25 protein-coding genes are annotated in these 22,381 nt (G+C 68.2%); 13 read left to right on the top strand and 12 right to left on the bottom strand.

Annotation, left to right across the window (positions count from 1 at the left end):
- Positions 1-39 precede the first annotated feature (39 nt).
- Positions 40-2,496: a TonB-dependent siderophore receptor gene (locus tag ACEU5R_RS02610; RefSeq protein ID WP_392408992.1), complete on the top strand. Its 2,457-nt coding sequence runs from the start codon at positions 40-42 to the stop codon at positions 2,494-2,496.
- Positions 2,497-2,529: 33 nt separating this feature from the next.
- Here the strand turns inward: ACEU5R_RS02610 and ACEU5R_RS02605 are convergent, their stop codons facing one another.
- On the bottom strand, positions 2,530-3,039 hold the full coding sequence (locus ACEU5R_RS02605; RefSeq protein WP_103271324.1) for a hypothetical protein: 510 nt from the start codon (positions 3,037-3,039) through the stop codon (positions 2,530-2,532).
- A 404-nt stretch (positions 3,040-3,443) separates the two neighbouring features.
- On the opposite strand from ACEU5R_RS02605, the gene ACEU5R_RS02600 reads away from it, so the two are divergent.
- The 3 genes from ACEU5R_RS02600 to ACEU5R_RS02590 all read left to right on the top strand — a co-directional run bounded on the left by ACEU5R_RS02600 (position 3,444) and on the right by ACEU5R_RS02590 (position 6,817).
- Positions 3,444-4,379 carry a 3-hydroxyacyl-CoA dehydrogenase family protein gene (locus ACEU5R_RS02600; RefSeq protein ID WP_392408991.1) on the top strand — a complete coding sequence of 312 codons (936 nt, stop codon included), beginning with the start codon at positions 3,444-3,446 and terminating at the stop codon, positions 4,377-4,379.
- Between the two features lie 175 nt (positions 4,380-4,554).
- Positions 4,555-5,895 (top strand): short-chain fatty acid transporter, encoded by a 1,341-nt coding sequence (locus ACEU5R_RS02595; protein WP_392408990.1) that lies wholly within the window; start codon positions 4,555-4,557, stop codon positions 5,893-5,895.
- Between the two features lie 193 nt (positions 5,896-6,088).
- On the top strand, positions 6,089-6,817 hold the full coding sequence (locus ACEU5R_RS02590) for an SDR family NAD(P)-dependent oxidoreductase (protein ID WP_392408988.1): 729 nt from the start codon (positions 6,089-6,091) through the stop codon (positions 6,815-6,817).
- A 50-nt stretch (positions 6,818-6,867) separates the two neighbouring features.
- Here the strand turns inward: ACEU5R_RS02590 and ACEU5R_RS02585 are convergent, their stop codons facing one another.
- Positions 6,868-7,650 carry an IclR family transcriptional regulator gene (locus tag ACEU5R_RS02585; protein ID WP_199770937.1) on the bottom strand — a complete coding sequence of 261 codons (783 nt, stop codon included), beginning with the start codon at positions 7,648-7,650 and terminating at the stop codon, positions 6,868-6,870.
- A 148-nt stretch (positions 7,651-7,798) separates the two neighbouring features.
- Between ACEU5R_RS02585 and ACEU5R_RS02580 the strand changes: the two genes are divergently transcribed.
- The 6 genes from ACEU5R_RS02580 to ACEU5R_RS02555 all read left to right on the top strand — a co-directional run bounded on the left by ACEU5R_RS02580 (position 7,799) and on the right by ACEU5R_RS02555 (position 11,750).
- Positions 7,799-8,488: a 3-oxoacid CoA-transferase subunit A gene (locus tag ACEU5R_RS02580; protein ID WP_392408987.1), complete on the top strand. Its 690-nt coding sequence runs from the start codon at positions 7,799-7,801 to the stop codon at positions 8,486-8,488.
- The gene (locus ACEU5R_RS02575) at positions 8,485-9,132 is read left to right on the top strand and encodes a 3-oxoacid CoA-transferase subunit B (protein ID WP_103271330.1); all 648 of its coding nucleotides are present in this window, start codon (positions 8,485-8,487) and stop codon (positions 9,130-9,132) included. Before ACEU5R_RS02580 ends, ACEU5R_RS02575 begins: the two co-directional genes overlap by 4 nt.
- Positions 9,133-9,241: 109 nt before the next feature.
- Positions 9,242-9,517: a muconolactone Delta-isomerase gene (gene catC, locus ACEU5R_RS02570; protein ID WP_212315556.1), complete on the top strand. Its 276-nt coding sequence runs from the start codon at positions 9,242-9,244 to the stop codon at positions 9,515-9,517.
- A 12-nt stretch (positions 9,518-9,529) separates the two neighbouring features.
- On the top strand, positions 9,530-9,826 hold the full coding sequence (locus tag ACEU5R_RS02565; protein ID WP_103271332.1) for a YciI family protein: 297 nt from the start codon (positions 9,530-9,532) through the stop codon (positions 9,824-9,826).
- Positions 9,827-9,909: 83 nt separating this feature from the next.
- Complete coding sequence (gene pcaD, locus ACEU5R_RS02560; RefSeq protein ID WP_103271333.1) at positions 9,910-10,692, top strand: 3-oxoadipate enol-lactonase; 783 nt, start codon at positions 9,910-9,912, stop codon at positions 10,690-10,692.
- 17 nt (positions 10,693-10,709) lie between these two features.
- Positions 10,710-11,750: a cyclase family protein gene (locus ACEU5R_RS02555; protein ID WP_103271334.1), complete on the top strand. Its 1,041-nt coding sequence runs from the start codon at positions 10,710-10,712 to the stop codon at positions 11,748-11,750.
- A 114-nt stretch (positions 11,751-11,864) separates the two neighbouring features.
- On the opposite strand, the gene ACEU5R_RS02550 is transcribed toward ACEU5R_RS02555, so the two are convergent.
- Positions 11,865-12,206, bottom strand: a complete 342-nt coding sequence (locus ACEU5R_RS02550; RefSeq protein ID WP_103271335.1) for a PsiF family protein — start codon at positions 12,204-12,206, stop codon at positions 11,865-11,867.
- Between the two features lie 444 nt (positions 12,207-12,650).
- Between ACEU5R_RS02550 and ACEU5R_RS02545 the strand changes: the two genes are divergently transcribed.
- Positions 12,651-12,989: an FxLYD domain-containing protein gene (locus tag ACEU5R_RS02545; protein ID WP_103271336.1), complete on the top strand. Its 339-nt coding sequence runs from the start codon at positions 12,651-12,653 to the stop codon at positions 12,987-12,989.
- A gap of 270 nt (positions 12,990-13,259) precedes the next feature.
- On the top strand, positions 13,260-13,910 hold the full coding sequence (locus ACEU5R_RS02540) for a carbonic anhydrase (protein ID WP_103271337.1): 651 nt from the start codon (positions 13,260-13,262) through the stop codon (positions 13,908-13,910).
- 123 nt (positions 13,911-14,033) lie between these two features.
- On the opposite strand, the gene ACEU5R_RS02535 is transcribed toward ACEU5R_RS02540, so the two are convergent.
- The 7 genes from ACEU5R_RS02535 to ACEU5R_RS02505 form a co-directional block, all read right to left on the bottom strand.
- On the bottom strand, positions 14,034-14,657 hold the full coding sequence (locus ACEU5R_RS02535) for a hypothetical protein (protein ID WP_392408986.1): 624 nt from the start codon (positions 14,655-14,657) through the stop codon (positions 14,034-14,036).
- Positions 14,658-14,707: 50 nt separating this feature from the next.
- Positions 14,708-16,060, bottom strand: coding sequence for a M48 family metallopeptidase (locus tag ACEU5R_RS02530; protein WP_392408985.1), 1,353 nt, complete (start codon positions 16,058-16,060; stop codon positions 14,708-14,710).
- Positions 16,061-16,206: 146 nt separating this feature from the next.
- Positions 16,207-16,662, bottom strand: coding sequence for a PIN domain-containing protein (locus ACEU5R_RS02525; protein ID WP_392408984.1), 456 nt, complete (start codon positions 16,660-16,662; stop codon positions 16,207-16,209).
- Positions 16,616-16,852: an AbrB/MazE/SpoVT family DNA-binding domain-containing protein gene (locus tag ACEU5R_RS02520; protein ID WP_392408983.1), complete on the bottom strand. Its 237-nt coding sequence runs from the start codon at positions 16,850-16,852 to the stop codon at positions 16,616-16,618. Before ACEU5R_RS02520 ends, ACEU5R_RS02525 begins: the two co-directional genes overlap by 47 nt.
- Positions 16,853-17,005: 153 nt before the next feature.
- Positions 17,006-18,505, bottom strand: a complete 1,500-nt coding sequence (locus ACEU5R_RS02515; protein WP_392408982.1) for a c-type cytochrome — start codon at positions 18,503-18,505, stop codon at positions 17,006-17,008.
- Positions 18,502-20,157 carry a GMC family oxidoreductase gene (locus ACEU5R_RS02510; RefSeq protein ID WP_392408981.1) on the bottom strand — a complete coding sequence of 552 codons (1,656 nt, stop codon included), beginning with the start codon at positions 20,155-20,157 and terminating at the stop codon, positions 18,502-18,504. The genes ACEU5R_RS02515 and ACEU5R_RS02510 overlap by 4 nt, the downstream gene beginning before the upstream one ends.
- The gene (locus ACEU5R_RS02505; protein WP_392408980.1) at positions 20,154-20,768 is read right to left on the bottom strand and encodes a sugar dehydrogenase complex small subunit; all 615 of its coding nucleotides are present in this window, start codon (positions 20,766-20,768) and stop codon (positions 20,154-20,156) included. Before ACEU5R_RS02505 ends, ACEU5R_RS02510 begins: the two co-directional genes overlap by 4 nt.
- 170 nt (positions 20,769-20,938) lie before the next feature.
- Here ACEU5R_RS02505 and ACEU5R_RS02500 point away from each other — a divergent pair, with 170 nt between their 5' ends.
- Positions 20,939-21,589, top strand: a complete 651-nt coding sequence (locus tag ACEU5R_RS02500; RefSeq protein WP_392408979.1) for a DsbA family oxidoreductase — start codon at positions 20,939-20,941, stop codon at positions 21,587-21,589.
- Positions 21,590-21,671: 82 nt separating this feature from the next.
- On the opposite strand, the gene ACEU5R_RS02495 is transcribed toward ACEU5R_RS02500, so the two are convergent.
- Both ACEU5R_RS02495 and ACEU5R_RS02490 read right to left on the bottom strand, forming a co-directional pair.
- Positions 21,672-22,100 (bottom strand): FCD domain-containing protein, encoded by a 429-nt coding sequence (locus ACEU5R_RS02495; RefSeq protein WP_392408978.1) that lies wholly within the window; start codon positions 22,098-22,100, stop codon positions 21,672-21,674.
- Positions 22,101-22,106: 6 nt separating this feature from the next.
- Positions 22,107-22,379: a GntR family transcriptional regulator gene (locus ACEU5R_RS02490; protein WP_392408977.1), complete on the bottom strand. Its 273-nt coding sequence runs from the start codon at positions 22,377-22,379 to the stop codon at positions 22,107-22,109.
- Positions 22,380-22,381 lie beyond the last annotated feature (2 nt).

Raw genomic sequence — 22,381 nt, 5'->3', positions numbered from 1 at the left:
CTTCCCTCCACTTCCCGCACGCAAGCAAGGCACGGAACCATGTCCCCGCTATCTCCTCCCGCCCTTTCCCCCCAGGCCGCCCGGATGCGCCGCAAGGCGCCGCTCTCCCAGGAGCTGGCGCGGGCCGCCGCCAGCCTGGCGCTGATCGCCGGCGCCGCGCTCGCCGCCGCGCCCACGGCGGTCCTCGCCCAGGCCACGGAAAGCCGGCGCGGCGTCGTGATCGCCGCCGGCCCGCTGAGCCAGGCGCTGAACGCATACGCCAGCGCGGCCGGCGTCGAGCTGACCATGGACGCCAGCCTGCTGCAGGGCAAGCGCAGCGCCGGGCTATCCGGCAGCTACACCGTGGAGGAAGGCTTCGCCGAACTGCTGCGCGGCCAGGGACTGCGCGCCGCGCGCGAAGCGAACGGCAGCTACACGCTCAAGCCCGCGCCGCCACAGGACGCCGCCTTGCTGGAGCCCGTGACCGTCACCGGCGCCCAGGCGGAAACCGCCGCCGGCCCGTTCCCCGGCTATGCGGCACGCCTTAGCGCCACCGGCACCAAGACCGACACCCCCCTCATCGAAACGCCGCAATCGATCACCGTGATCGGCGCGCAGGAAATCGAAACGCTGAAGTCCCAAAGCATGCAGGACGCGCTGGGCTATGTGGCCGGCGTGAGTCGCGCCGAGGGCATCGACCGGACGACGGACAGCCTGTTCCTGCGGGGGTTTCGCTCGAACCAGGGCAGCTACTACCGCGACGGCTCGCTTTACACCGTGAACATCTATAACGGCAGGCAGGAACCCTACGGCCTGGAACGGATCGAGTTCCTGAAGGGCGCCTCGTCCGTGCTGTATGGCGCGATGCCGCCGGGCGGTGTCATCAACACGGTCAGCAAGCGTCCGACCGTCGAGCCGCTGCGCGAACTCAATGTGGAAGCGGGCAGCTTCCGTCGCCGGCAGGTGTCCGCCGACTTCGGCGGCGCGCTGGACCAGGATGGCACCTGGTCCTATCGCCTGACCGCGCTCAGGCGCGACAGCGATACCTTCGTCGACCATGTGCCCGACGACCGGACCTACGTCGCGCCGGCCATCAAGTGGCAGCCGAACGAGGCGACCTCGCTGACATTGCTGGCCGAATACCAGCAAGACCGGACGGTCTACGTCTATGGCCTGCCGGCGCAGGGCACGGTGCTGCCGAACCCCAACGGCCGCATCCCGCGCAACCGGTTCACCGGCGAACCCGGACTGGACGAGTTCAAGATGAAGCGCTATTCGGTCGGCTACCTGTTCGAACATGCGTTCACCAGCCAGTTGAAGCTGCGGCACAACCTGCGCTACATCAACGCGAAGAGCGACTATGGATCCACCGATCTCTGGCAACTGATGCCGGACGGGCGGCGCACCGCGGACCGCGGTTTCTCCCCGCGCGTGGATCGCTCATCGGCCGTGTCCACCGACACGTCGCTGCAATACCAGACACGCACCGGCATCGTCGAACACACGCTGCTGGCCGGGCTGGACTATTCGACGCCCAAGCACGAAACCCGGCGCTATTTCCAGACGCTGGACAACCTGGATCTCTATGACCCGGTCTATGGCAGCCCGCTGGGACCGGTCACGCCCAACCTCAACTCGTCGACAAAATCCGATACGAAGCGCCTGGGCATCTATCTCCAGGACCAGATGAAGATCGCCGACAAATGGGTCGTGCTGCTGGGCGGCCGCCAGGATTGGGTGCGCGCCGACGAGCACAACCTGTTCACTGGCGAGCAATACGCGCAAGACGAGAAGACCAAGGCCTTCACCGGCCGCGCCGGCCTGGTCTACCTGGCCGACAACGGCCTGGCGCCGTTCCTCAGCTACAGCCAGTCCTTCGAGCCGACCACCGGCCAGGACCGCCAGGGCAGCCGCTTCAAGCCCACCGAAGGCGAGCAATACGAAGCCGGCCTGCGCTACCAGCCGGCGGGCTCCGACACCATGCTGTCGGCCGCCGTGTACCAGCTGACGCGCAAGAACCTCACCGTGCCGGACCCCATGGACACGTCGTACCAGATCCAGGCAGGCAAGGCCCGTTCACGCGGGTTGGAGCTGGAAGCGCGCACCCGCGTCGGCCGCAACGCCAACCTGATCGCCGCCTACGCCTACACCGACGCGCGCACGCTCAAGGCCAGCCCCTTGCAGCCCGACGCCGAAGGCCGGCGCCTGGATTCGGTGCCTTTCAATCAGTTCTCGATCTGGGGGGATTACGGGTTCGGCGATTTCGGCCTGCCGGGCCTGCGCGTCGGCGCCGGCCTGCGCTATGTGGGCAGCACACGCGGCATGGCGCATGGCACGGCGGTCGAGGTGCCGTCCTTCACGCTGCTCGACGCCATGGTCAGCTACACCACGGGACCGTGGCGCTTCGCGCTGAACGCCACCAACCTGGCCGACAAGACCTACATCGGCAGCTGCACCTACGGCTGCTTCTACGGCGAACCCCGCCGCATCATCGGCACCGCCACCTATCGCTGGTAGCGCACACGGCGGCCCCGCAACGCCGGGGCCGCGTCAGGACGCCGGGCCGCGCGATTCCATCGCGGCCCGCCACAAGCCATTGACCAGGCGCGCGCGGTACACATTGCCCTGCGCGCTCAGGTTGCCTTCGTAATAGCTGCCCCGGAAGCGGCAGTCGGATTCCGAGACGCAATCAATCAGGTCCAGGCCGAACAGCAACGCCGGCTTGCCGCTGGCGCGGTCCACCACCCGTTCGCCATTCTTGCCGGCGTCGCAGGCCGAGGCGGGCTTGACCCGCGCGTCATCGCGCAGCGCCTCCAGCACGGACTTGGCCGGATCGCGCAGGTTCCAGCCTGCGCCGATGCCGATGCAGAAGGCGGCGGCTCCGCCCTGGATCGCCGAGCCGTTGTCCGCGAACATGGCCTGATAGACCGCCGCGCGGGCGCCGGCGGGGGCCGGGGCCGTCGGCGGCTTTTTCGCCATGGAGCTGGAGCAGCCGGCGAAGGCCAGCGCGGCCGCCAGGATGGCGCAGCGCCACGGCATGGAACGGTGTTGGAAACGCATAGATCTCTCCTTGTAGGGTCCGGGCCTGGCCATGGACCACGGCCAGGCGGGCTTGCATGGACGCCGCACGCGGCGGCGCGATCCACAGACGGCTGAGCTTACACAGTCGTTCGCCGGGCTCCAAGAATATTGACCCGCTTCGGCGCGGGCCTGCCGGGACGGCGCGCACCGCTCCTGTCCTCCGACAAATCGTCCATGCAATGAACGCTTGAAAAAGCTGATTTGTCCACCTGCCGCCACTTTTAGTACTATCTTCGGCAGAAATTCTATATACGCACAAATGTTCGTATATAGAACAAAAGATTTTTCTGGCCGCGCGCACAGGAAGACGCCACGGAAGAGACAGTCCCAGGTTCCGCGCGCGTCCGCCTCGCCGCCGGTCGCCAGCAAGGCAGCGAACCATCATGAATACTCCCCTCAAGCATCTGGCCGTGGTCGGCGCGGGCGGCATGGGCAGCGGCATCGCCGCGCTGTTCGCCGCGCGCGGCGCGCCTGTCGTGCTGATCGACCCGGTGGACGGGGCGCTGGACCGGGCCCGCGCCAGCATCGCGCGCCAGCTCGGCGTGTACGCCGCCGGCGGCGAGGCCGAGGCGATGGCGCGCATCCGCATGTCGCCCGACCTGGAAGCGGCCGCCGATTGCGATCTGGTGATCGAGGCGGTGCCGGAAAACCTGGAACTCAAGCGCGGCATTTTCACGAAACTGGACGCCATCTGCGCGCCCGGCGCGATCTTCGCCACCAATACCTCGGGCCTGTCGATCAACGCCCTGGCCAGCGCCGTGACGCGCCGCGAACGCTTCGTCGGCACGCACTTCTTCACGCCCGCCGACGTGATCCCGCTGGTGGAAGTGGTGCGCAACGACGACACCTCGGAAGCCACCGTCGCCGTCGTGATGGACGCGCTGCGCGCCGTCGGCAAGCGGCCCGTGCTGGTGCGCCGCGACATCCCCGGCTTCATCGCCAACCGCATCCAGCACGCGCTGGCGCGCGAAGCGATCTCGCTGCTGGAAAAGGGCGTGGCCAGCGCCGAGGACATCGACGAGGTGGTCAAGTGGAGCCTGGGCATCCGCCTGGCGCTGTCGGGTCCGCTGGAACAGCGCGATATGAACGGCATCGACGTGCACCACGCGATCGCCAGCTATCTGTACCAGGACCTGGAAAACCGCCAGGAGCCGTCCGAGCTGCTGCGCGGCAAGGTCGAGCGCGGCGAGCTGGGCGCCAAGAGCGGCCAGGGCTTCTATGCCTGGAGCCCCGAACGCCGCGAACGCGTGCTGCGCGAGAAGAGCGAGGCGCTGGCCGAACTGGCCGCCTGGCTGGAGCGCAAGGCTGGCGGCGGCTGACGGCCGCCGCGCGACACCGAATACCCAAACATAAGGCGCAGGGCACCGACCACTGCCGCCACCGGGCCACGAGCCCGACCACACAAAGAAGACCGCTGTTCCGTCGCCAGGCGCGTGCGCCCGGCGATGGCAACGGCACAGAACCACGCCCTACCCGGAGTTTGCTGGAGGCAACATGAATAAATTGGCGTCCTTTTTCACGGAGCTGATGCGCAAGTATCTGCCCGACCCCTTCGTCTTCGCGATCGCGCTGACGCTGCTCACCGTGCTGCTGGCCATCGGCGTCGAAGGCAAGAGCCTGACGGCCATGACCACGGCCTGGGGCAAGGGCTTCTGGAGCCTGCTGGCCTTCACCACGCAGATGGCCGTGATCCTGGCGATGGGCTATGTGCTGGCCACCGCGCCGCTGACCGACCGCCTGCTGGACCGCATCGTCAGCCACGTGCACCAGCCGCGCACCGCCATCATCGTCGCCACGCTGGTCGGCGGCATCGGCAGCTACCTGAACTGGGGCTTCGGCCTGGTGATCGGCGGCGTGGTCGCCAAGAAGCTGGCGCTGAAGGTCAAGGGCGTGCACTACCCGCTGATCATCGCGGCGGCCTATAGCGGCTTCACCATGTACGGCCTGGGCCTGTCGGCCAGCATCCCCGTGCTGGTCGCCACGCCGGGCCATCCGACGGCCGGCCAGATGGGCGTGATCCCGCTGACCGAGACCATCTTCTCGGTGCCCATGCTGATCACCAGCCTGGTCATCATCGTGACGCTGCCGCTGCTGAACGCCTGGCTGCATCCCAAGCTGGGCGACAAGGTCGTGGAAGTGGACCCCGCCATCGACCGCGACGCGACGCAGGCCGGCGGCGCCGACGACATGCTGGAAAAGAACACCATCGCCACTCGCCTGAACAACAGCCGCATCCTGAGCCTGCTGATCGGCCTCATGGGCGTGGGCTACGTGGTGCTGCACTTCACGGGCGGCGGTTCGCTGGACCTGAACCTGATCAACTTCATCATCCTGTTCCTGGGCATCATCCTGCTGGGCACGCCGGCCGCCTACGTGGCCAAGCTGACCGAAGGCATCAAGACCATTTCCGGGATCATCCTGCAGTACCCGTTCTACGCCGGCATCATGGCCATCATGGCGGCCTCGGGCCTGGTGACCACAATTTCGAAGATCTTCGTCGACGTGGCCACGCCCGAGACGCTGCCCTTCTGGGGCCTGATCAGCTCCTTCGTCATCAACTTCTTCGCGCCGTCCGCCGGCGGCCACTGGGTGATCCAGGGTCCGTTCATGATCGACGCCGCCAAGGAAATCGGCAGCGCGCTGAACCAGACCACCATGGCCGTGATGCTGGGCAACGCCTGGAACGACCTGGTGCAGCCCTTCTGGATCCTGCCGGCGCTGGCGCTGTCCAAGCTCAAGCTGCGCGACGTGATGGGCTACACGGTGATCATGATGCTGTGGGTGGGCGTGATTCACATCGCCGCCGTCCTCCTTTGGGGCTACGCCACGCATTAGGCCCCCCCGTACGCGCTACGCGCGCCCCCCAGGGGGCGTCACCTACAGACCGGCGGAGCCGGATCTGGTGGTGACCCCGCTTGGGGAGGGTGGCTCAGATTGGAAGGGCTGGTTCTTGCGAAGTACCAAACGGCCCGAGCGGATTGGCGTGATGCGTTTGCGGGATTTTTGAATTGAAGATATGGGAGCGGATATGAGCAAACCACGGGCTTACCTTGTCACCGGCGGCAGCGCCGGGATCGGGGCGGCGATTGTCCGCATGTTGCTGGATGCGGGCCACGCGGTGGTGAACATCGACTACCGGCTGCCGGACGCGCCGCCGGCGGGGCTGGTGTCTTACCAGGCCGACCTGACCGACGAGGCGCGCACGAAGGAAGTGGCGCGCGAGGTGACGGCGGCGTATGACATCGTGGGGCTGGTGAACAACGCGGGCGCGACGCGGCCGGGCACGGCCGACACGGCGACGCTGGAAGACCTGGACTATGTGGTCAACCTGCATCTGCGCACCGCGCTGATCCTGGTGCAGGCGGCGTTGCCGGCCATGCGCGCGGCGGGCTTCGGCCGCATCGTCAACATGTCGTCGCGCGCGGCGCTGGGCAAGCCCGACCGCGTGGTCTATTCGGCCACCAAGGCCGGGCTGGTGGGCCTGACGCGCACGCTGGCCATGGAACTGGGCGGCGACGGCATCACGGTCAACGCCATCGGCCCCGGCCCCATCGCCACGGATCTGTTCACGAAGAGCAATCCGGCGGGCGCGCCGCAGACCGAGCGCATCATCAACAGCATCGTGGTCAAGCGCCTGGGCACGCCCGAGGACGTGGCGCGCGCGGCGATGTTCTTCCTGTCGCCCGACAACGGCTTCGTCACCGGACAGATGCTGTACGTGTGCGGCGGCACCACGCTGGGCATTGCGCCGATCTGAATCCCGTCATGATGCCCGCCGCCTTCCGCTCCCCGTCCCGCCCGCGCCGCCTAGCGGCGCAGCAGCGCGTGGTTGATCTGGTCAGCGGCGCGGCGCAGCGGCGGCAGGAAGGCTTCCAGCATCGCTTCGCGCGTGTAGCGGTTGGCGTGGCCGCTGACGTTCATCGCCGCGATCACGCGGCCGCTGCGGTCGACGATGGGCACGGCCACCGATTGCAGCCCCGGCTCCAGCTCCTGCGCCACGCAGGCGTAGCCGTCGGCGCGCACCCCGTCCAGCAGGCGCCTGAGTTCCGCCACGTCGGTGACGGTGTGCGGCGTGTAGGCCTGGATCTGGCTCATGGCCAGCACGCGGTCGCGCTCGGCCGGGGGCAGGCCGGCCAGCAGCACGCGGCCCATGGACGTGACCCAGGCCGGCAGGCGGCTGCCCACGGCCAGGTTGATGGTCATGACCTTGTGCGTGGACAGGCGCAGGATGTAGACCACGTCGGCGCCTTCCAGCACCGACACGGAACAGGACTCGCGCGTCTGCTCGGCCACTTCCTCCATGTACGGCAGCGCCAGGTTCCACAGCGGCGTGGCGGACAGGTAGGCGTAGCCCAGCTCCAGGATGCGCGGCGTGAGCGCGAACCTGCGGTCCTCGACGGTGACGTAGCCCAGGTGCTCCAGCGTCAGCAGGATGCGGCGCGCGCCGGCGCGCGTCAGGCCGGTCACGGCCGCGACTTCGGACAGCGTCATCTGCGCGCGGTCGGGGCCGAACGCCCGGATCACGGACAGGCCACGCGCGAAGGATTGCACGTAGCTGTCGCTGGGTTGCTGGGCGTCCTGCTCGGCCATCGGTCTGCTGCCACCTATGAAAATCCTGGGGACGACGCCGTGCCGGCTCGCCTTGACGCTCGCGTCGGCCCCATGAAACGATGTTCTTCAGAAGAACGAATGTTCTATAGAAGAACAAATTATGACATGCCACCTATGAGCGAACACCATGATCTCTAAGCTTGTTGCCAACGCGGCGGCCGCCCTGGCGGACGTACCCGACGGCGCGACCGTCATGATCGGCGGCTTCGGCACGGCCGGCCAGCCGATGGAGCTGATCGACGCGCTGCTCGAACAGGGCGCCAAGGACCTCGTCATCATCAACAACAACGCCGGCAACGGCACCGCCGGCCTGGCCGCGCTGCTGGGCGCGAACCGCGTGCGCAAGATCATCTGCTCGTTCCCGAGGCAGGTGGACTCGCAGATCTTCGACGGCCTGTACCGCAGCGGCAAGATCGAGCTGGAGCTGGTGCCGCAGGGCAACCTGGCCGAGCGCATCCGCGCCGCCGGCGCCGGCATCGGCGCCTTCTTCACGCCCACGGGCTACGGCACGCCGCTGGCCGAGGGCAAGGAAACCCGCGAAATCAACGGCCGCCAGTACGTGCTGGAATACCCGCTGCACGCCGACTACGCGCTGATCAAGGCCGAGCGCGGCGACCGCTGGGGCAACCTGGTGTACCGCAAGACCGCGCGCAATTTCGGTCCCATCATGGCCAGCGCGGCGCGCGTCGCCGTGGCGCAGGTGCGCGAGATCGTCGAACTGGGCGAACTCGATCCCGAGAGCGTGGTCACCCCCGGTATCTTCGTGCAACGCGTGGTGCGGATCGACGCCGCCCCGGCCGCCAAGGAACAGCAATGAGCCAGAACAAACTGAGCCGCGACGAGATCGCCGCGCGCGTCGCCCGCGACATTCCCGAAGGCGCCTACGTGAACCTGGGCATCGGCCTGCCGACCCTGGTCGCCAACCACCTGCCGGCCGACCGCGAAGTCATCCTGCACACCGAGAACGGCATGCTGGGCATGGGTCCGGCGCCGGCCAAGGGCGAAGAGGACTACGACCTGATCAACGCCGGCAAGCAGCCCGTGACCGAGCTGCCCGGCTGCGCCTTCTTCCACCATGCCGATTCCTTCGCCATGATGCGCGGCGGCCATCTGGACATCTGCGTGCTGGGCGCCTTCCAGGTGTCGCAGCACGGCGACCTGGCCAATTGGCACACCGGCGCCCCCGACGCGATTCCCGCGGTGGGCGGCGCGATGGACCTGGCCATCGGCGCCAAGGACGTGTTCGTCATGATGGAACTGCAGACCCGCGAAGGCCAGAGCAAGCTGGTGCAGGCCTGCACCTACCCGCTGACCGGCGTGCGCTGCGTGTCGCGCGTGTACACCGACGTGGCGGTGTTCGACATCCGCGCCGACGGCGTCACCGTGACCGACCTGTTCGGCGGCGTCACGCCCGACGAGCTGCTGCGCCTGACCGGCCTGCCGCTGAAGTTCGCGAACTGAACCCGGGCCGGGCCGACGCGCCCGTCCCGCCTCTTATCGACCCCCCGGGCCGCGCCGCGCGGCCCCACCAGGCTCCGCGATGCCGGGGCCGCAACCCGGAGAATCCATCATGTTGTTCATGGTTCAAATGCAAGTCAATCTGCCCGTCGACATGCCGGCCGAGCGCGCCGACAAGCTCAAGGCCGACGAAAAGGCCCTGGCGCAACAGCTGCAGCGCGACGGCAAGTGGAAGAGCCTGTGGCGCGTGGTCGGCCGCTATGCCAACGTCAGCATCTTCGACGTGGAAAGCAACGACGAGCTGCACACCCTGCTGGCCTCGCTGCCGCTGTTCCCGTACATGGACATCCAGGTGACGGCGCTGGCGCGCCATCCCTCGGCCATCTGAGGCGAAGCCGCCATGCCCTACATCATCGAGACCTTCGACAAGCCCGGCCACCAGGCCGTGCGCCAGCAGCAGCGCGCCGCGCACCTGGAATACCTGGACGCCAACAAGGGCCTGCTGCTGGCCTGCGGCGCCAAGCTGCAGGACGACGGCGCCGATGCCGGCGGCGGCCTGTACCTGGTCGACCTGGACACGCGCGAAGCCGCGCAGCAGTTCATCGACGCCGATCCCTTCGCCCAGGCCGGCCTGTTCGAGCGCGTGGCCATCACGCGCTGGCGCAAGGCCTACGTCGACGGCGTCTGCCACCTGTAAGCCCGCCGCCCGCCCGCGCGGCGCGGCCAGCCCATGCGCCGGACGGCATCGCCGCCATCCGGCTTCACCCTCGAGGAACATCCATGTCTTATGCCGATCTCAGCCAGGCCCGGCTGTACTACGTCATCGACGGCCCCGCCGACGCGCCCGTGCTGGTGCTGTCCAATTCGCTGGGCACCTGCGCCGACATGTGGGCGCGCCAGGTGCCTGAGCTGAGCAAGCATTTCCGCGTGCTGCGCTACGACACGCGCGGACACGGCAAGTCCTCGATCCCCGACGGCGAATACCGCTTCGAACAGCTGGCCGGCGACATCGCCGAGCTGCTGGACAGCCTGGGCATCGCGCGCGCCCACTTCTGCGGCCTGTCCATGGGCGGCCCCACCGGCATCGCGCTGGCGCTGGCCCACCCGGAACGGGTCGACAGCCTGATCCTGTGCAACACGGCCGCCCGCATCGGCTCGGCCGAAGGCTGGACCACGCGCATCAACGCCGTGGCCGAACAGACGCTGGAAAAAATGGCGCCGGCCCTGGTCGAGCGCTGGCTGACCGACGGCTACCGCGCCGCCGAGCCGGGCCTGTCGCAGGTGCTGGTGGACATGCTGCGCCGCACGCCGGACGCCGGCTACTCGCGCAACTGCGCCGCGCTGCGCGACGCCGACTACCGCGACCGCGTCGCCGCCATCCGCGCGCGCACGCTGGTCATCTCCAGCACCCACGACCTGGCCGCCACGCCGGCCCAGGGCCGCGAGCTGGCCGCCGCCATCCCCGGCGCGCGCTACGTCGAGCTGGACACGTCACACATCTCCAACTGGGAACGGCCCGAGGAATTCAACCGCGCCGTGCTCGGCTTCCTGCTGGCCCAGTGAATCCCGGAGGACACCGCATGCAACGCTGGAAACACCGGCCCGAGGGCTCGAACTGGGGCGACTTCGGCCCCGACGACCAACTCGGCCGCCTCAACCTCATCACCGAAGAACAGGTGCTCAAGGGCGCCCGCGAGATCCGCGCCGGCAAGACCTTCTGCCTGTCGCTGCCGCTGGACCTGCCCGGCGGCAACGTGCTCAACCCGCGCCGCCATCCGCCGCAGCTGAGCCCGACGCGGCTGCGCGACACGCCCTACCTGAACTTCCCGCTGCGCAACGTCAATCCCGACGCGCTGGACGTGCTGAGCGACGACCAGGTGCTGCTGTCCATGCAGTACTCGACGCAATGGGACGCGCTGGCCCACGTCGGCGCGCTGTTCGACGCCGACGGCGACGGCCGGCCCGAGCTGCGCTACTACAACGGCTATGCCGCCGGCGTGGACGTGATCGGCCCGGCCGACGGCAGCCACGCGGGCTGCGGCTGCGACAGCGGCGGTCCGTCGGCGGCGCTGAAGCTGGGCATCGAGCACCTGGCGCAGAAAGGCATGCAGGGACGCGGCGTGCTGGTCGACCTGGAACGCCACTACGGCGCCGGCCGCACGCTGATCGGCCACGCCGAGCTGATGCGCGTGATCGAGGCCGACGGCATCGAGATCGAGCCGGGCGACATGCTGGTGCTGCGCACCGGCTACGCCGAGGCCGTGGTCGCCATGAACGGCCAGCCCGACGCCGACACGCTGCACAGCTACGGCGCCGCGCTGGACGGCACCGACGAGGCGCTGCTGCAGTGGATCACCGACAGCGGCATCGCCGCCATCTGCGCCGACAACTACGCGGTGGAAGCCTATCCCGCGCGCGAACGCAGCGGCCCACGGCCCATGCTGCCCTTGCACCACCACTGCCTGTTCAAGCTGGGCCTGCCGCTGGCCGAGCTGTGGTACCTGAAGGACCTGGCCGACTGGCTGCGCGCCAACGGCCGCCACCGCTTCATGCTGACCGCGCCGCCGCTGCGCCTGCCGCACGCCATCGGCTCGCCGGTGACGCCGATCGCCACGGTCTGAGGCGGCGCGTCCTTCCGGCTCGGACACCCGCGCGGCTGCGCGCCGGATCGGAATGGACCGCCACAAACACGCCGGGCCGCTTGCGCGGCCCGGTTGCGTTTGAAGCGCAGGCGCTCAGCCCTTCAGGCAGGTGCTCATGAAGGTCTTGCGCTTGTCGCCGGTGAGCTTCTGCTCGCCGGCCTTGGCGTTGCAGTCCTTCATCTTCTGCTGCTGTGGCGTGAGCTGCTTGGCCGGCGCCGGCTGCTCGCCCTTCAGACAGGCGCTCATGTAGGTCTTGCGATCGTCGCCCTTCTTGCCCTCGGCCGACTTGTTGCAGTCGGCCATGCGCTGCTGCTGCGGCGTGGGGGTCTTGGCGGGCTGGGCGGCGGCGGGCGCGGCGGTCTGCGCGAACGCGGCCCCGGCGAAGCAAGCGGAAAGGACTAAGGCCGAAGCCAGCTGGCTGGTGCGGGAAAACATGGATTCCTCTCTTTGAGCGCCCGGGGCGCCCGAGGGGCGCGGGATCGGGCCGCACGGTCCGCCGGACAAGGCGCCGGCGTGCTCATCATCGGGCAAACACCAGGGCTTCGCAAGAGCGTAAAAAGTTAAAAAACGCTAAGGCGCCAGGGGCGCCCGCCAGCTGTCTGGCAGCTGAAAAACGACCGCCTCGCGTCCGGCTGATCATAGACAAACGCGGCGGGCGCGCACCCTCGCCGCGACACGCCGGCGACGCTAGAATGCCCGCAAGCCGGAGACATTCGGATGCAGCCGCGCCATCCCCTGTCGAATCTGGGTGCAACCCTCGCAACCTGTTACCCATTGCCCCTCGCCACCCGTTGTGCGCCGGGGCGTAAAGGTGTGAGATAGAAACGCCGCGACACAGCGCGCCTTGCCCGCCGCGGCGAGCCCCGAAAGGAGACGACCATGAAAACCGCCCTAGCCTTCCTTGCCGCGCTGGCCTGCCTGGCCGGCGGCGGCGCGTCGGCGCAAAGCCTGGCCTACGGCGTCACGCTGGGCAATATCCAGACCGTGCGCGACGCCCAGAACGGCTCCACCATCACCGGCTCGCTCGCCAATCAATCCGCCCGCCCCATCAACAGCGTCATGCTGACCTTCGTGCTGTACGACGAACAGGGCCGCGAGATCGGCCGGGTGCAGGACGGCGTGACGGGACCGCTGGCGCCGGGACAGATCCGGCTGGTGCGGGCAGTCACGCCGCTGCCGGCGGCGCGGGTGACGGCGCTGGACGTGCAGGCCTGGTAGCCCATGCGTCAATGCGACCCTTTTATCTTGCAGGCATCTGCAACCGCGCCCGCCACGTAGCGCGCCCCCCCAAGCCAGGCCGCGCGGATCCGGCTCCGCCGGTCCGCAGCGGCGCCCCCTGGGGGGGAGCGCCAAAGGCGCTTCGGGGGGGACCCAACTTATGGGAAAATTGGCATTGCCGACTCGATGACAGGGGCTTCCGCGCGAAGCCCCTTCTTGCGTCTGTCGGCTCGCCAGTCTCCCTGGCCCAGTTATTAGGATGTGAAAACCATGTTCCCCAAAAGACTCGCTGACGGCTATCAATCCTTCCTCGACGGCCGCTTCCCCGCCGAGCGTTCGCGCTACCAGAAGCTGGCGGAAACCGGACAAAACCCGGAAATCCTGATCATCGGCTGCTGCGACTCCCGCGTCGCCCCGGAACTGATTTTCGACGCCGGACCGGGCGAGATGTTCGTGGTGCGCAACGTGGCCAACCTGGTGCCGCCCTGTGACCCGGACACCGAATCGTCCTACCACGGCACCAGCGCCGCCATCGAATTCGCGGTCAACGGCCTGAACGTCAAGCACATCGTGGTGCTGGGCCACGCGTCCTGCGGCGGCGTGCGCGCGTTCTACGACGACGCCAAGCCGCTGAGCCGCGGCGACTTCATCCGCAAGTGGATGACCCAGATCGAGCCCGTGGCCGAAGGCCTGGGCGAATCCACCGGCGACCGCAACGCCGACCTCAAGCGCCTGGAACTGGCCGTGATCAAGCAGAGCCTGAACAATCTGCTGACCTTCCCCTTCATCCGCCGCCGCGTCGAAAGCGGCGAGCTGGAACTGCACGGCACCTACTTCGGCGTCGCCACCGGCGTGCTGTTCCTGCTGGACAAGGACAGCGGCGAATTCCACCCCTGCGTGGAAAACGGCGTCACGAAGTAAGCCTGCGTGGTCGCGGGCGTCGGAGCCGGACCGGCCCCGACGCGCCGTGAGGCAAGCCGCCGCGCTCGCGGCGATCGGACGCCTTGCGGCGCGCCTGCCGGGCCCGCCAGTGTTCCCTGTCGATCAGCCCAGGCGCGCCAGTTCGGCGCGCGCCTGCGCCGCCATGTGGCAATCGTTGATGCGCTCGGTCAGCTGCGCCACGCTCATGCCCTTGGGGCCGGTGTACAGCGTCAGGTCGGTCACGTACTCGCCCGTCTTGCGATTGTGGCGCGTCACGCCGACCGAGAACGGACGCTTGAGCGGCGGCGGCGTGAAACCCGCCGCGTAGTTCAGCACCAAGGCAACGGAAATGGGCAGGAAGGAGTAGCGGGTCTCATTGACGCGCCAGTCCGAAATGCTGTCCCAGGGCGTCAGGTCGCCGCCGCGCACCCGTATGCCTTCCTCGCACAGGGTGTAGCAAGGCTTGCGCGGGCCGAACATCATCCACAGGCTGGACAGCAGCGCCAGGCCCAGCAACGAGAACAGCAGGACTTCCATCGTCGTCAGATGACGGGAAGACAGCGCGCCATACAGCACCGCGGCGCCCGCGCCGCCGAACAGCACCGGCAGTCCGACCGAATGCGGCGTGATCTCCACGCTGCCGCGCCCGGCCGCCTCCAGCCGCTTCAGCTCTGCGATATACGCGTCGCGGTCCGCTTGCGCATGCATGGTGAATTCTTGTTCCAGCGAGGATGCGATGTCATTCATGACGTCTCCGGATGGGATCAGCGAAACCTGCGCGGCGCGGTTGCCGGCGCTCAAGCGGACACGGCCGATTCCAGCCCCAGCTCGACCAGCAGCGCGGCGTCGCGCGGATCGCGCGCGCGGGCCAGCAGCTCGGGCGTGATGGCCACGCCCAGCGCGTCCAGGCGCTGCTTGAGCGACGGGTGGCTGTCCAGCGGATGCGCCTGCTGGTCCTGCAGGCGCTCTTGCGGGTCGTCCAGCCCGTGCTCGGCGACCAGCCGGCGCACCATCTTCAGCACGCCGCCGCGCTCCTCTGCCGGCGCCTGCTGGTTGTGCGCCAGCGCCGCGTCCACGATCCGGTGCAGCCCGGAAATGCGCAGAAGCGCCAGCGCGGACGATTCCGTGCCGGCGATGCGGCTGCCGAAAGCGTCGGCCGCCAGCTCGCGCTCGCGGCTCCAGTGATGCATGGCTTCCTCGAAACTCGCGAGGAACCATTTTCCATACAGCGTGATCGGCGCGGCGACCCAGGCGCGCGAGCCGTCGTCCTTCTCGTCGTGCTCGTTGGCGATGGCGAAGATGCTGTCCAGGAAACTGCGGTAAATGGGCGCGAAGCGCAGGCTGTAGCCCGTATCCTCGCCGGTGAAATGGCCAAGCTCGTGCGCGATCACGGCGGACACCTGGGCGCGATCCAGGAAAGCCATATAGGGCAAGGGCAGGTACAGCACGCGCCCCTCGGGCACCGGCTGGCCGCTGACCAGCGCCACCGGATGCTCGGTGACGAAGAAGCCTTCGTTCAGGCCGACGACGACCGCGTCGGGCGCGCGCGCGTCTGTCCGCTTGGCGATCTCGCGCACGAACTCCCACAGGCGCGGCGCCTGATGCGGCGCCAGCGACTGGCCCATGAGCAGAATGGGCTCGGGCGCGCCCTGGCGACCGGACCGGCGCAGCGCGCCATACAGCATCTTGAAGCCGTACCAGGCCAGCGCCAGCGCGACCATGGCGAGGAACACGCCCAGCTTGACGCCGCCGTCCGCCACGCCCGGCCGGCTCAGGATGATGATGGCTTCGAAACTCAGCAGGGTGATCAGCCCGCCGAACACCAGCACGGTCTGCGACAGCATGAACTTCGGCAGCCAGCGGCGGCCGTTCTCGAAGGCCTGCATCAGTGCGTCGCGCGACTGCATGGCCCGCGCCGTGGCGCGGCGGATCGCCACCAGCGCCGCACAGAAGGACGCGGTCGCCAGGACGCCCAGCAACAGCGTCAAGGGCGCCAGCAGCGCCAGCGCGTCATGCACCCACGGGCTGCGCTGCCCGTAATAACGCAAGGATGTCACCGGCACCGTCGGCAAGGCGCCAACGCGCTGCCATTGCCATAGCGCGATGATCGTCATAGCCACCGGCACGCCAAGGCCCAGGACAAAAACCATGCGGCGTATGCGAGCGGAATACGGCGCTACGTCGTTCACGATTCTTATTCATTTTCGTGGAGGTGGCCGAGTATATAGCCCGAACGACGGTGACAAGCAACGCTGCTGTCGGGGAAGTATCTCAATATCCCGTTAATGCATCACTCTCACGGTCGCGGCGCCCGGAACGGATTCGTTATCGTCAGCCCATCCTCGAGGATCTGCCCGTGGCTCATGTCTTCACTGTAAAGCGTACGACAACCTGCTCCGATCGCCGCCGCAGCGATGCTGGCATCGTAGAAGGACAGCCGGTATCTCTCGGCGAAATGCCTTGCCCGATCGTGAACATCCTCGGTCAAGGGCACGATCTTGCAAAGTCGACGCACCAGGTCCAGGAACTGGCCGATGTCCGCCCAGCTCATCGCCAGTTTGCGGCTGCACACGTGCGCAACTTCGTTCAACACCTGCACACTGACGACCGGCCCGTCCCGTAGCAACTGTTCAGCTCGATCAGCTTTGGCCTCGTCCGAGGAAAGCAGGTACAGGACGACATTGCTGTCGAGAAAGCCCCGCGCCTTATTTTGCGCGGGCATTGGCATCATCCCGGTCGAAATGGAAATCATCAGGCAGCCTGCCCCGGAACGCGCGCAGGCGCCGCAGCAGCGCTTCAGCACCGGGCTTCTTGCGCACGGCGAACGTGCGCGGCGCATCGACGACGATCTCGATGTCATCGCCCTCGCGCAATTGCAGCGCGTCCACGACGGCGGCCGGCAAGCGCACGGCCAAGCTATTTCCCCATTTGGCGACTTGCATATGCGAACTCCCGCTAGATATACAAGAAAATTGTATATCCATGCAGTTCCGATTGCCACCATCGCCTCGCAAAGGATCAGGACAGCCAATCCGTCGCGGAATCAAGCTCCGTGCGCCGCCGACCTGGCCCACAGATCGTCAGGCCGGAACCGCCTAGAGCGACCGACGCCTGCATGCCCGCCGCCACGCCAGCAGCAGAAGCAGCAGCACCACCAGGACGGCGACGCCGCCCGGCACCAGATAAGGCTGGGCCTTCGCCAGCAGCGGCACGGGGCCGCCATCGCGGGACTGCTGCACGTCCGCGGGCGTGACCCGCAGATCCGGATTGCCGTAGCTCGCCAGCACGTAATTGGAAATGTCCGCCACCTGCTGGTTGGTCAGCGGATTGACGTAGGACTTCTGATCGAAGCGCGGCATCAGCACGTGCTGATCGCCGACATTGCGGTCGATGCCGTACAGGATGGTCGCGACCAGATTGGCCGCCGTGCCCGCGCCGGTGGCCGTGTTGTGGAACAGCGAGGGATAGGCCTGGTTGGCGCTGCCCGCGCCGCTGGACTGGTGACAGCTGGCGCAATAGCCGCTGAACAGCGCGGCGCCGGACTTCAGGCTGGCGGTGGCGGTCTGGCTGTCCAGGCCGCGCCGCCGCGCCTCGTCGCTGGCCGCGCGGCCCTGGCCATAGGCGGTCCCGGCCGGGCGCTTGCTGTCCGCCGCGGACTCGGGGCCGACCGGCGCGGTGCTCTTCAGGTAGGCCGCGATCGCCCGAAGATCCGTCTCGGGCATGTGCTGGAAACTGTTCTCGACCGCCTCGGCCATCATGCCGCCGGCCTGGGCCTTGCCGGCGACGCGGCCGGTGCGCAGGTACTGCACCAGTTCGTCCTCCGACCAGCCGCCGATGCCAGCGACGGGATCCGAGCTGATGTTCGGCGCGTACCACGGCCCGACGGGGCCACCGCCCAGCGCGCGGCCGGCGTCCTCGGCCATGAGCGCGTTGCGCGGCGTATGGCAGCTGCCGCAATGCGCCAGCGCATTGGCCAGATAGGCGCCACGGTTGATCTGCTCGCTCTTGGACGGATCCGGGGTGTAGCGCCGGTTGTCCAGGAACAACAGGTTCCATCCCAGCATCGAGGCCCGCACGCTGAACGGGAACGGCAGCCGCGTGACGGGAGCGGGTTCATCCACCGGGGCCACGCCCTTCATGAAATAGGCGTACAGCGCCTTCATGTCCTCGTCGGTGATCAAGGTGTAGGACGTGTAGGGCATGGCCGGATACAGCCGCGCGCCATCCTTGCGCACGCCCTCGCGCAGCGCGCGGGCAAAATCCGCCTCGCTGTAGTCGCCGATGCCCGCCGTCCTGGACGGCGTGATGTTACTGGCGTAGATGACGCCCAGCGGACTGTTGATGGGATAGCCGCCGGCATATGGCTTGCCGCCGCCGGCCTGCGTGTGACAGGCCAGACAGTCGGCGGCGATGGCCAGCGAGCGGCCGCGCTCGAGCAGGCGCGCGTCGGCCTCGGCCGGCGCCTGCGCCTGCGCGGCGGCGCCGGCGGCCAGCCCCAGCCACAGCGCCGCGCCCAGGCCCAGGCGCAGCCAGGCGCGCGGGCGCGGGGAACCCGGATCGGAAACGACATGCGCGGAGCGGGCGGCGGGCATCATGCGGCGGCATCCATCTGCTTGGCGATGGCCGCCGCGGCCTTCAGGCCCAGGGCGGCCATGCTCAAGGTGCTGTTCACCACGCTGGCCGAGGGCATCGCGCCGCCGCCCGGCAGCCAGAGATTGTCGTGGTCGTGCGCGCGGCAGTCGCCATTCACCACCGAGTCCTTGGGATTGGCGCCCATGATGACGCTGCCCATCATGTGGTTGTTGGCGTTGAGCTGTGTCGTGATGCGGAATTCGGTGGCCTGGAACAGCGTGCCGATATGCCGCAGCTGCGCATGGGCGGCCTCGGCGCCCTTGCGCACGTAGTCGCCCACGTCGTAGTTGACGTCCGGACAGGGCAGCCCCAGCGGATCCATCCGCGTCTTGCTCAGGGTCAGGCGGTTGTTGGGGTCCGGCAGCGGCTCCAGGCTGATCGACAGGTCCACGCCATGCGCGGCGCGGCGGCGGATCTCGGCGTCCAGCGCCTTGCCAGCCAGGCCCATGTCCATGGCGGCCTGCGTGGCCGACGCGACCTGGGTGATGTTGTTCAGGATCATCTTGTTGGCCGAATAGGCCGAACGGAAGGCGCCGTCGCGCGGCCCCACCAGGCAGCTGCTCTGCGCCGGGCCGCGTCCCGGCCAGAGCGGTTCGCTGGCCAGGAAGAAGCAATGGAAGCCCGAGTGGTCCATGATGTTGCGGCCCACCTGGTCAGACGAATTGGCGATGCCGGCGGGGTTGCGTTCATTGGCGGCCATGAGCAGCAGGCGCGGGGTTTCCAGCGCGTTGCAGGCCAGCACGAAATGCCGGCCGGTGGCCTTGTGCGACTTGCGCGCCTGGTCGTACCAGTGCACGGCGGTGACGCGATTGTTCTCGTCCGTGTCGATCTTGTAGACCACGGCCTGCGGCAGCACGATGGCGCCCTTCTCCTCGGCCGCCTGGACATGATGGATGCCGTTGTACATGGCGCCGACCGGACAGATAGGCTGACAATTGTTGTTGCCGCAACAGGTGGGACGGCCGCGCCAGGGCCGCGTGCTGCGGCCCTGCGGAATGGGCACCGAGCGGTAGCCATGCGGGTTCACCACGTCGGCGAAACGCTGGTCGCCATAGGCCCACGGCACCATGTCCATCGGATAGGGACCGCTGCGCTCGACCGGCGATTGCTGCGCGGGATCGTTGGGACCGGCCACGCCCATCTCGTTCTCGGCCTGCAGGTAGTAAGGCTCCAGCTCCTCGTATGAGATCGGCCAGTCGCGGCCCACGCCGTAGGCCGATTGCATGCGCAGGTCCACCGGCAGGTGGCGCCAACAGGACGCCGCCCAATGCCAGGTGGTGCCGCCCACGGTGCGCAGATAGCCCTGCTTGAAGCCGCTGCCGCTGGGACCGGTCAGGTGAACGTAGTTGTTTTCCGGGAAATACAGCGGCGCCGGCGCCAGCGGAGACTGTGGATACAGGCCCTGGAAATCGGATCCCAGGCGATTGGCGAAGGGCATGTTGCGCCAGTTTTCCACGGCCTGGGCGCGCTCGATGCGCAGGCCGGCCTCCAGGATCAGCACGGAGTGGCCGCGGGCGCTCAGCTGGTCCGCGATCATCGCGCCCACGACGCCCGAGCCGACGACGACGATGTCCGCGCGCGCGTCGCCGTCGGCGGAGAATTCTACTTGTCTCATAGGGTTGCGCTAGGTGAAGCGATCAGGGGAGGCTCGGGCGGCATGGCCGCCGGATCCGGCGGCGCCGCCGTCCACCAGAGCGGGCCATAGCTGCAATAGGTGGGCACGGTGAGCGCGTCGCGCACGGGCTGGTACATCAGCGCCTCTTCATAGGCGACGACGACGGCGGTCGGCCCGCGTCCCACGGTGCCCGTGTACCAGGCGGCGACGATGTCGCTGGCCAGGTCCTGCAGCCCGGCCTGCCTGGCCGCGGCCATCAGCGCGTCGGCGGTGGGATGGCTGGCGGCCAGCGCGGCCAGCCTGGGCCAGTCGCCGGCCTGACGCACGCCGGAACGCTCCAGCGCGTCGCGCATGCGGCGCGCGGTGACGGGGTTCAGGTGGGCGTGGTCGGTCAGCGCGCGCGACAGCGCGAGAAAACCATCGTCGGCCACGGGCGCGGCAGACGGTTGCGCGGCGGGTTGAGCACAGAGCAGGGAGGGATAGGCCAGCAGTCCGGCTTCAAGCGCGACACCGGCCAGGCCCAGCATGAGCGCGCGGCGGCGCGGCAGCGCGACCTGCGCGTCGGTCTCGGAAGGATCCGGGGCCGGGGTGCCTGAGGAGGGCGATTCCACGGTGATCTGTCCTTTCCAGTAAAACACTGCGGTTTACTTTATCGGATGCACCTGACAGGAAGGTGTACTGTACTCCTCTGCCCCATGGGCAACAATTTTCCATTTTCCGCATTGCCGCGCGGCGGTTTTCATGCCCGGCCGCGCCCAGCCCACATTCTCCGGAGCGTTCCATGGCAAAGATAAGCATCGATTTCGTCTCGGACGTGGCCTGCCCGTGGTGCGCGGTGGGCCTGGGCGGCCTGCTGGCCGCGATCGAGCGGCTGCGCGGCGAGGCCGAGGTCGAACTGCATTTCCGGCCCTTCGAACTGAACCCCGACATGCCCAAGGGCGGACAGAACACCATCGAGCGCCTGATGGCCAAGTACGGCTACGACCGCGAGCGCATCCAGGCCAACCGCAAGGTGATCAGCGAGCGCGCGGCCGCCGTCGGCATGCCGATGCGCATGGCCGACGACAACCGCTCCTACAACACCTTCGACGCGCATCGGCTGCTGCATTGGGCCGGGCTGCAGGATCCCGCCCTGCAGGTCGCGCTTAAGAAGCGCCTGCTGGCGGCCTATCACGACGACAACCTGGACACGAGCGACGCCGAGGTGCTGGCGCGCGCGGCGGCCGACGCCGGCCTGGACGAGGCGCAGGCGCGCGAGGTGCTGGCGTCCGGCCGCTATGCCGATGCGGTCAGGACCGAGGAAGCGCAATGGCGCGATCGCGGCATCACGTCGGTGCCGTCGGTGATCCTCAACGGCAAGTACCTGGTGTCCGGCGGCCAGCCGACGGACGTGTTCGAACAGGCGCTGCGCCAGGTGGCGCAGGAAGGCTAGATCCCCGACCCGGGGCTTGCCGTCACGGGGCGTGACGTATCGGGATGCGGCGTAGCGGGACGCTGCGCATCAGCCCCGGCGCTCAGACCCGTCCGCCCAGCTGCGCCATGCCCGGCTTGGCTCCGGCCGGCCCCAGCTTCTCGTAGTTGTTCTTCAGGATGATGCCGGCGTAGTAGACATGCTCGCGCATCAGATCCTCGGCGCGCGCGCCGTCGCGCCCGATGATGGCGTTGACGATGCGGTGGTGGTCATCGTGCGAGCGCAGGATGATGCCGTGGTCTTCCCACAGGACGATGCGGTCCGACGCGTAGGGAATGGCCTGGGCCTGCGTGGCGAAGCGCCTGACCCAGGGATTGCCGGCGGCTTCCAGGATGCTGTTGTGCAGCGTGATGTTCACCTGCTGGTACGGCATGTGGTCGTCGGGCAGCAGCACGCCCTTGCCCAGGATGCGGTCGCCTTCGTCCAGGCAATTGCGCAGGGTCGCGACCGCGTCGTTCGACAGGCCGCGCATGGCCGCCTAGCGACAGGCCAGCCCTTCCAGCGCGGCCCGCACCTCGTAGGCCGCCACGATCTCGCCGATGTCATAGGCCCGCACCGTGTAGCCGCGCTTGGGCAGGTGTTCGAGCAGGCCCTCGTTGCCCAGCGTCGCCAGGGCGGCGCGCACCGGCGTGCGCGACACGCCCAGCTTCTCGGCCAGCGGGATTTCCTCCAGGCGCGCGCCCGGGCTGAACTTGCCGTGCAGCACCCAGTCCCGCAGCGTGTCGGTCACGTGTTGAGATAGCGTATCCATGC

The sequence above is a fragment of the Achromobacter sp. 413638 genome (genome assembly GCF_043119405.1).
In the GTDB taxonomy this organism is placed as follows: Bacteria; Pseudomonadota; Gammaproteobacteria; order Burkholderiales; family Burkholderiaceae_B; genus Achromobacter.
The sequence above is the reverse complement of the archived record's forward strand: the minus strand, read 5'-3'. Positions and strand labels throughout refer to the sequence as shown.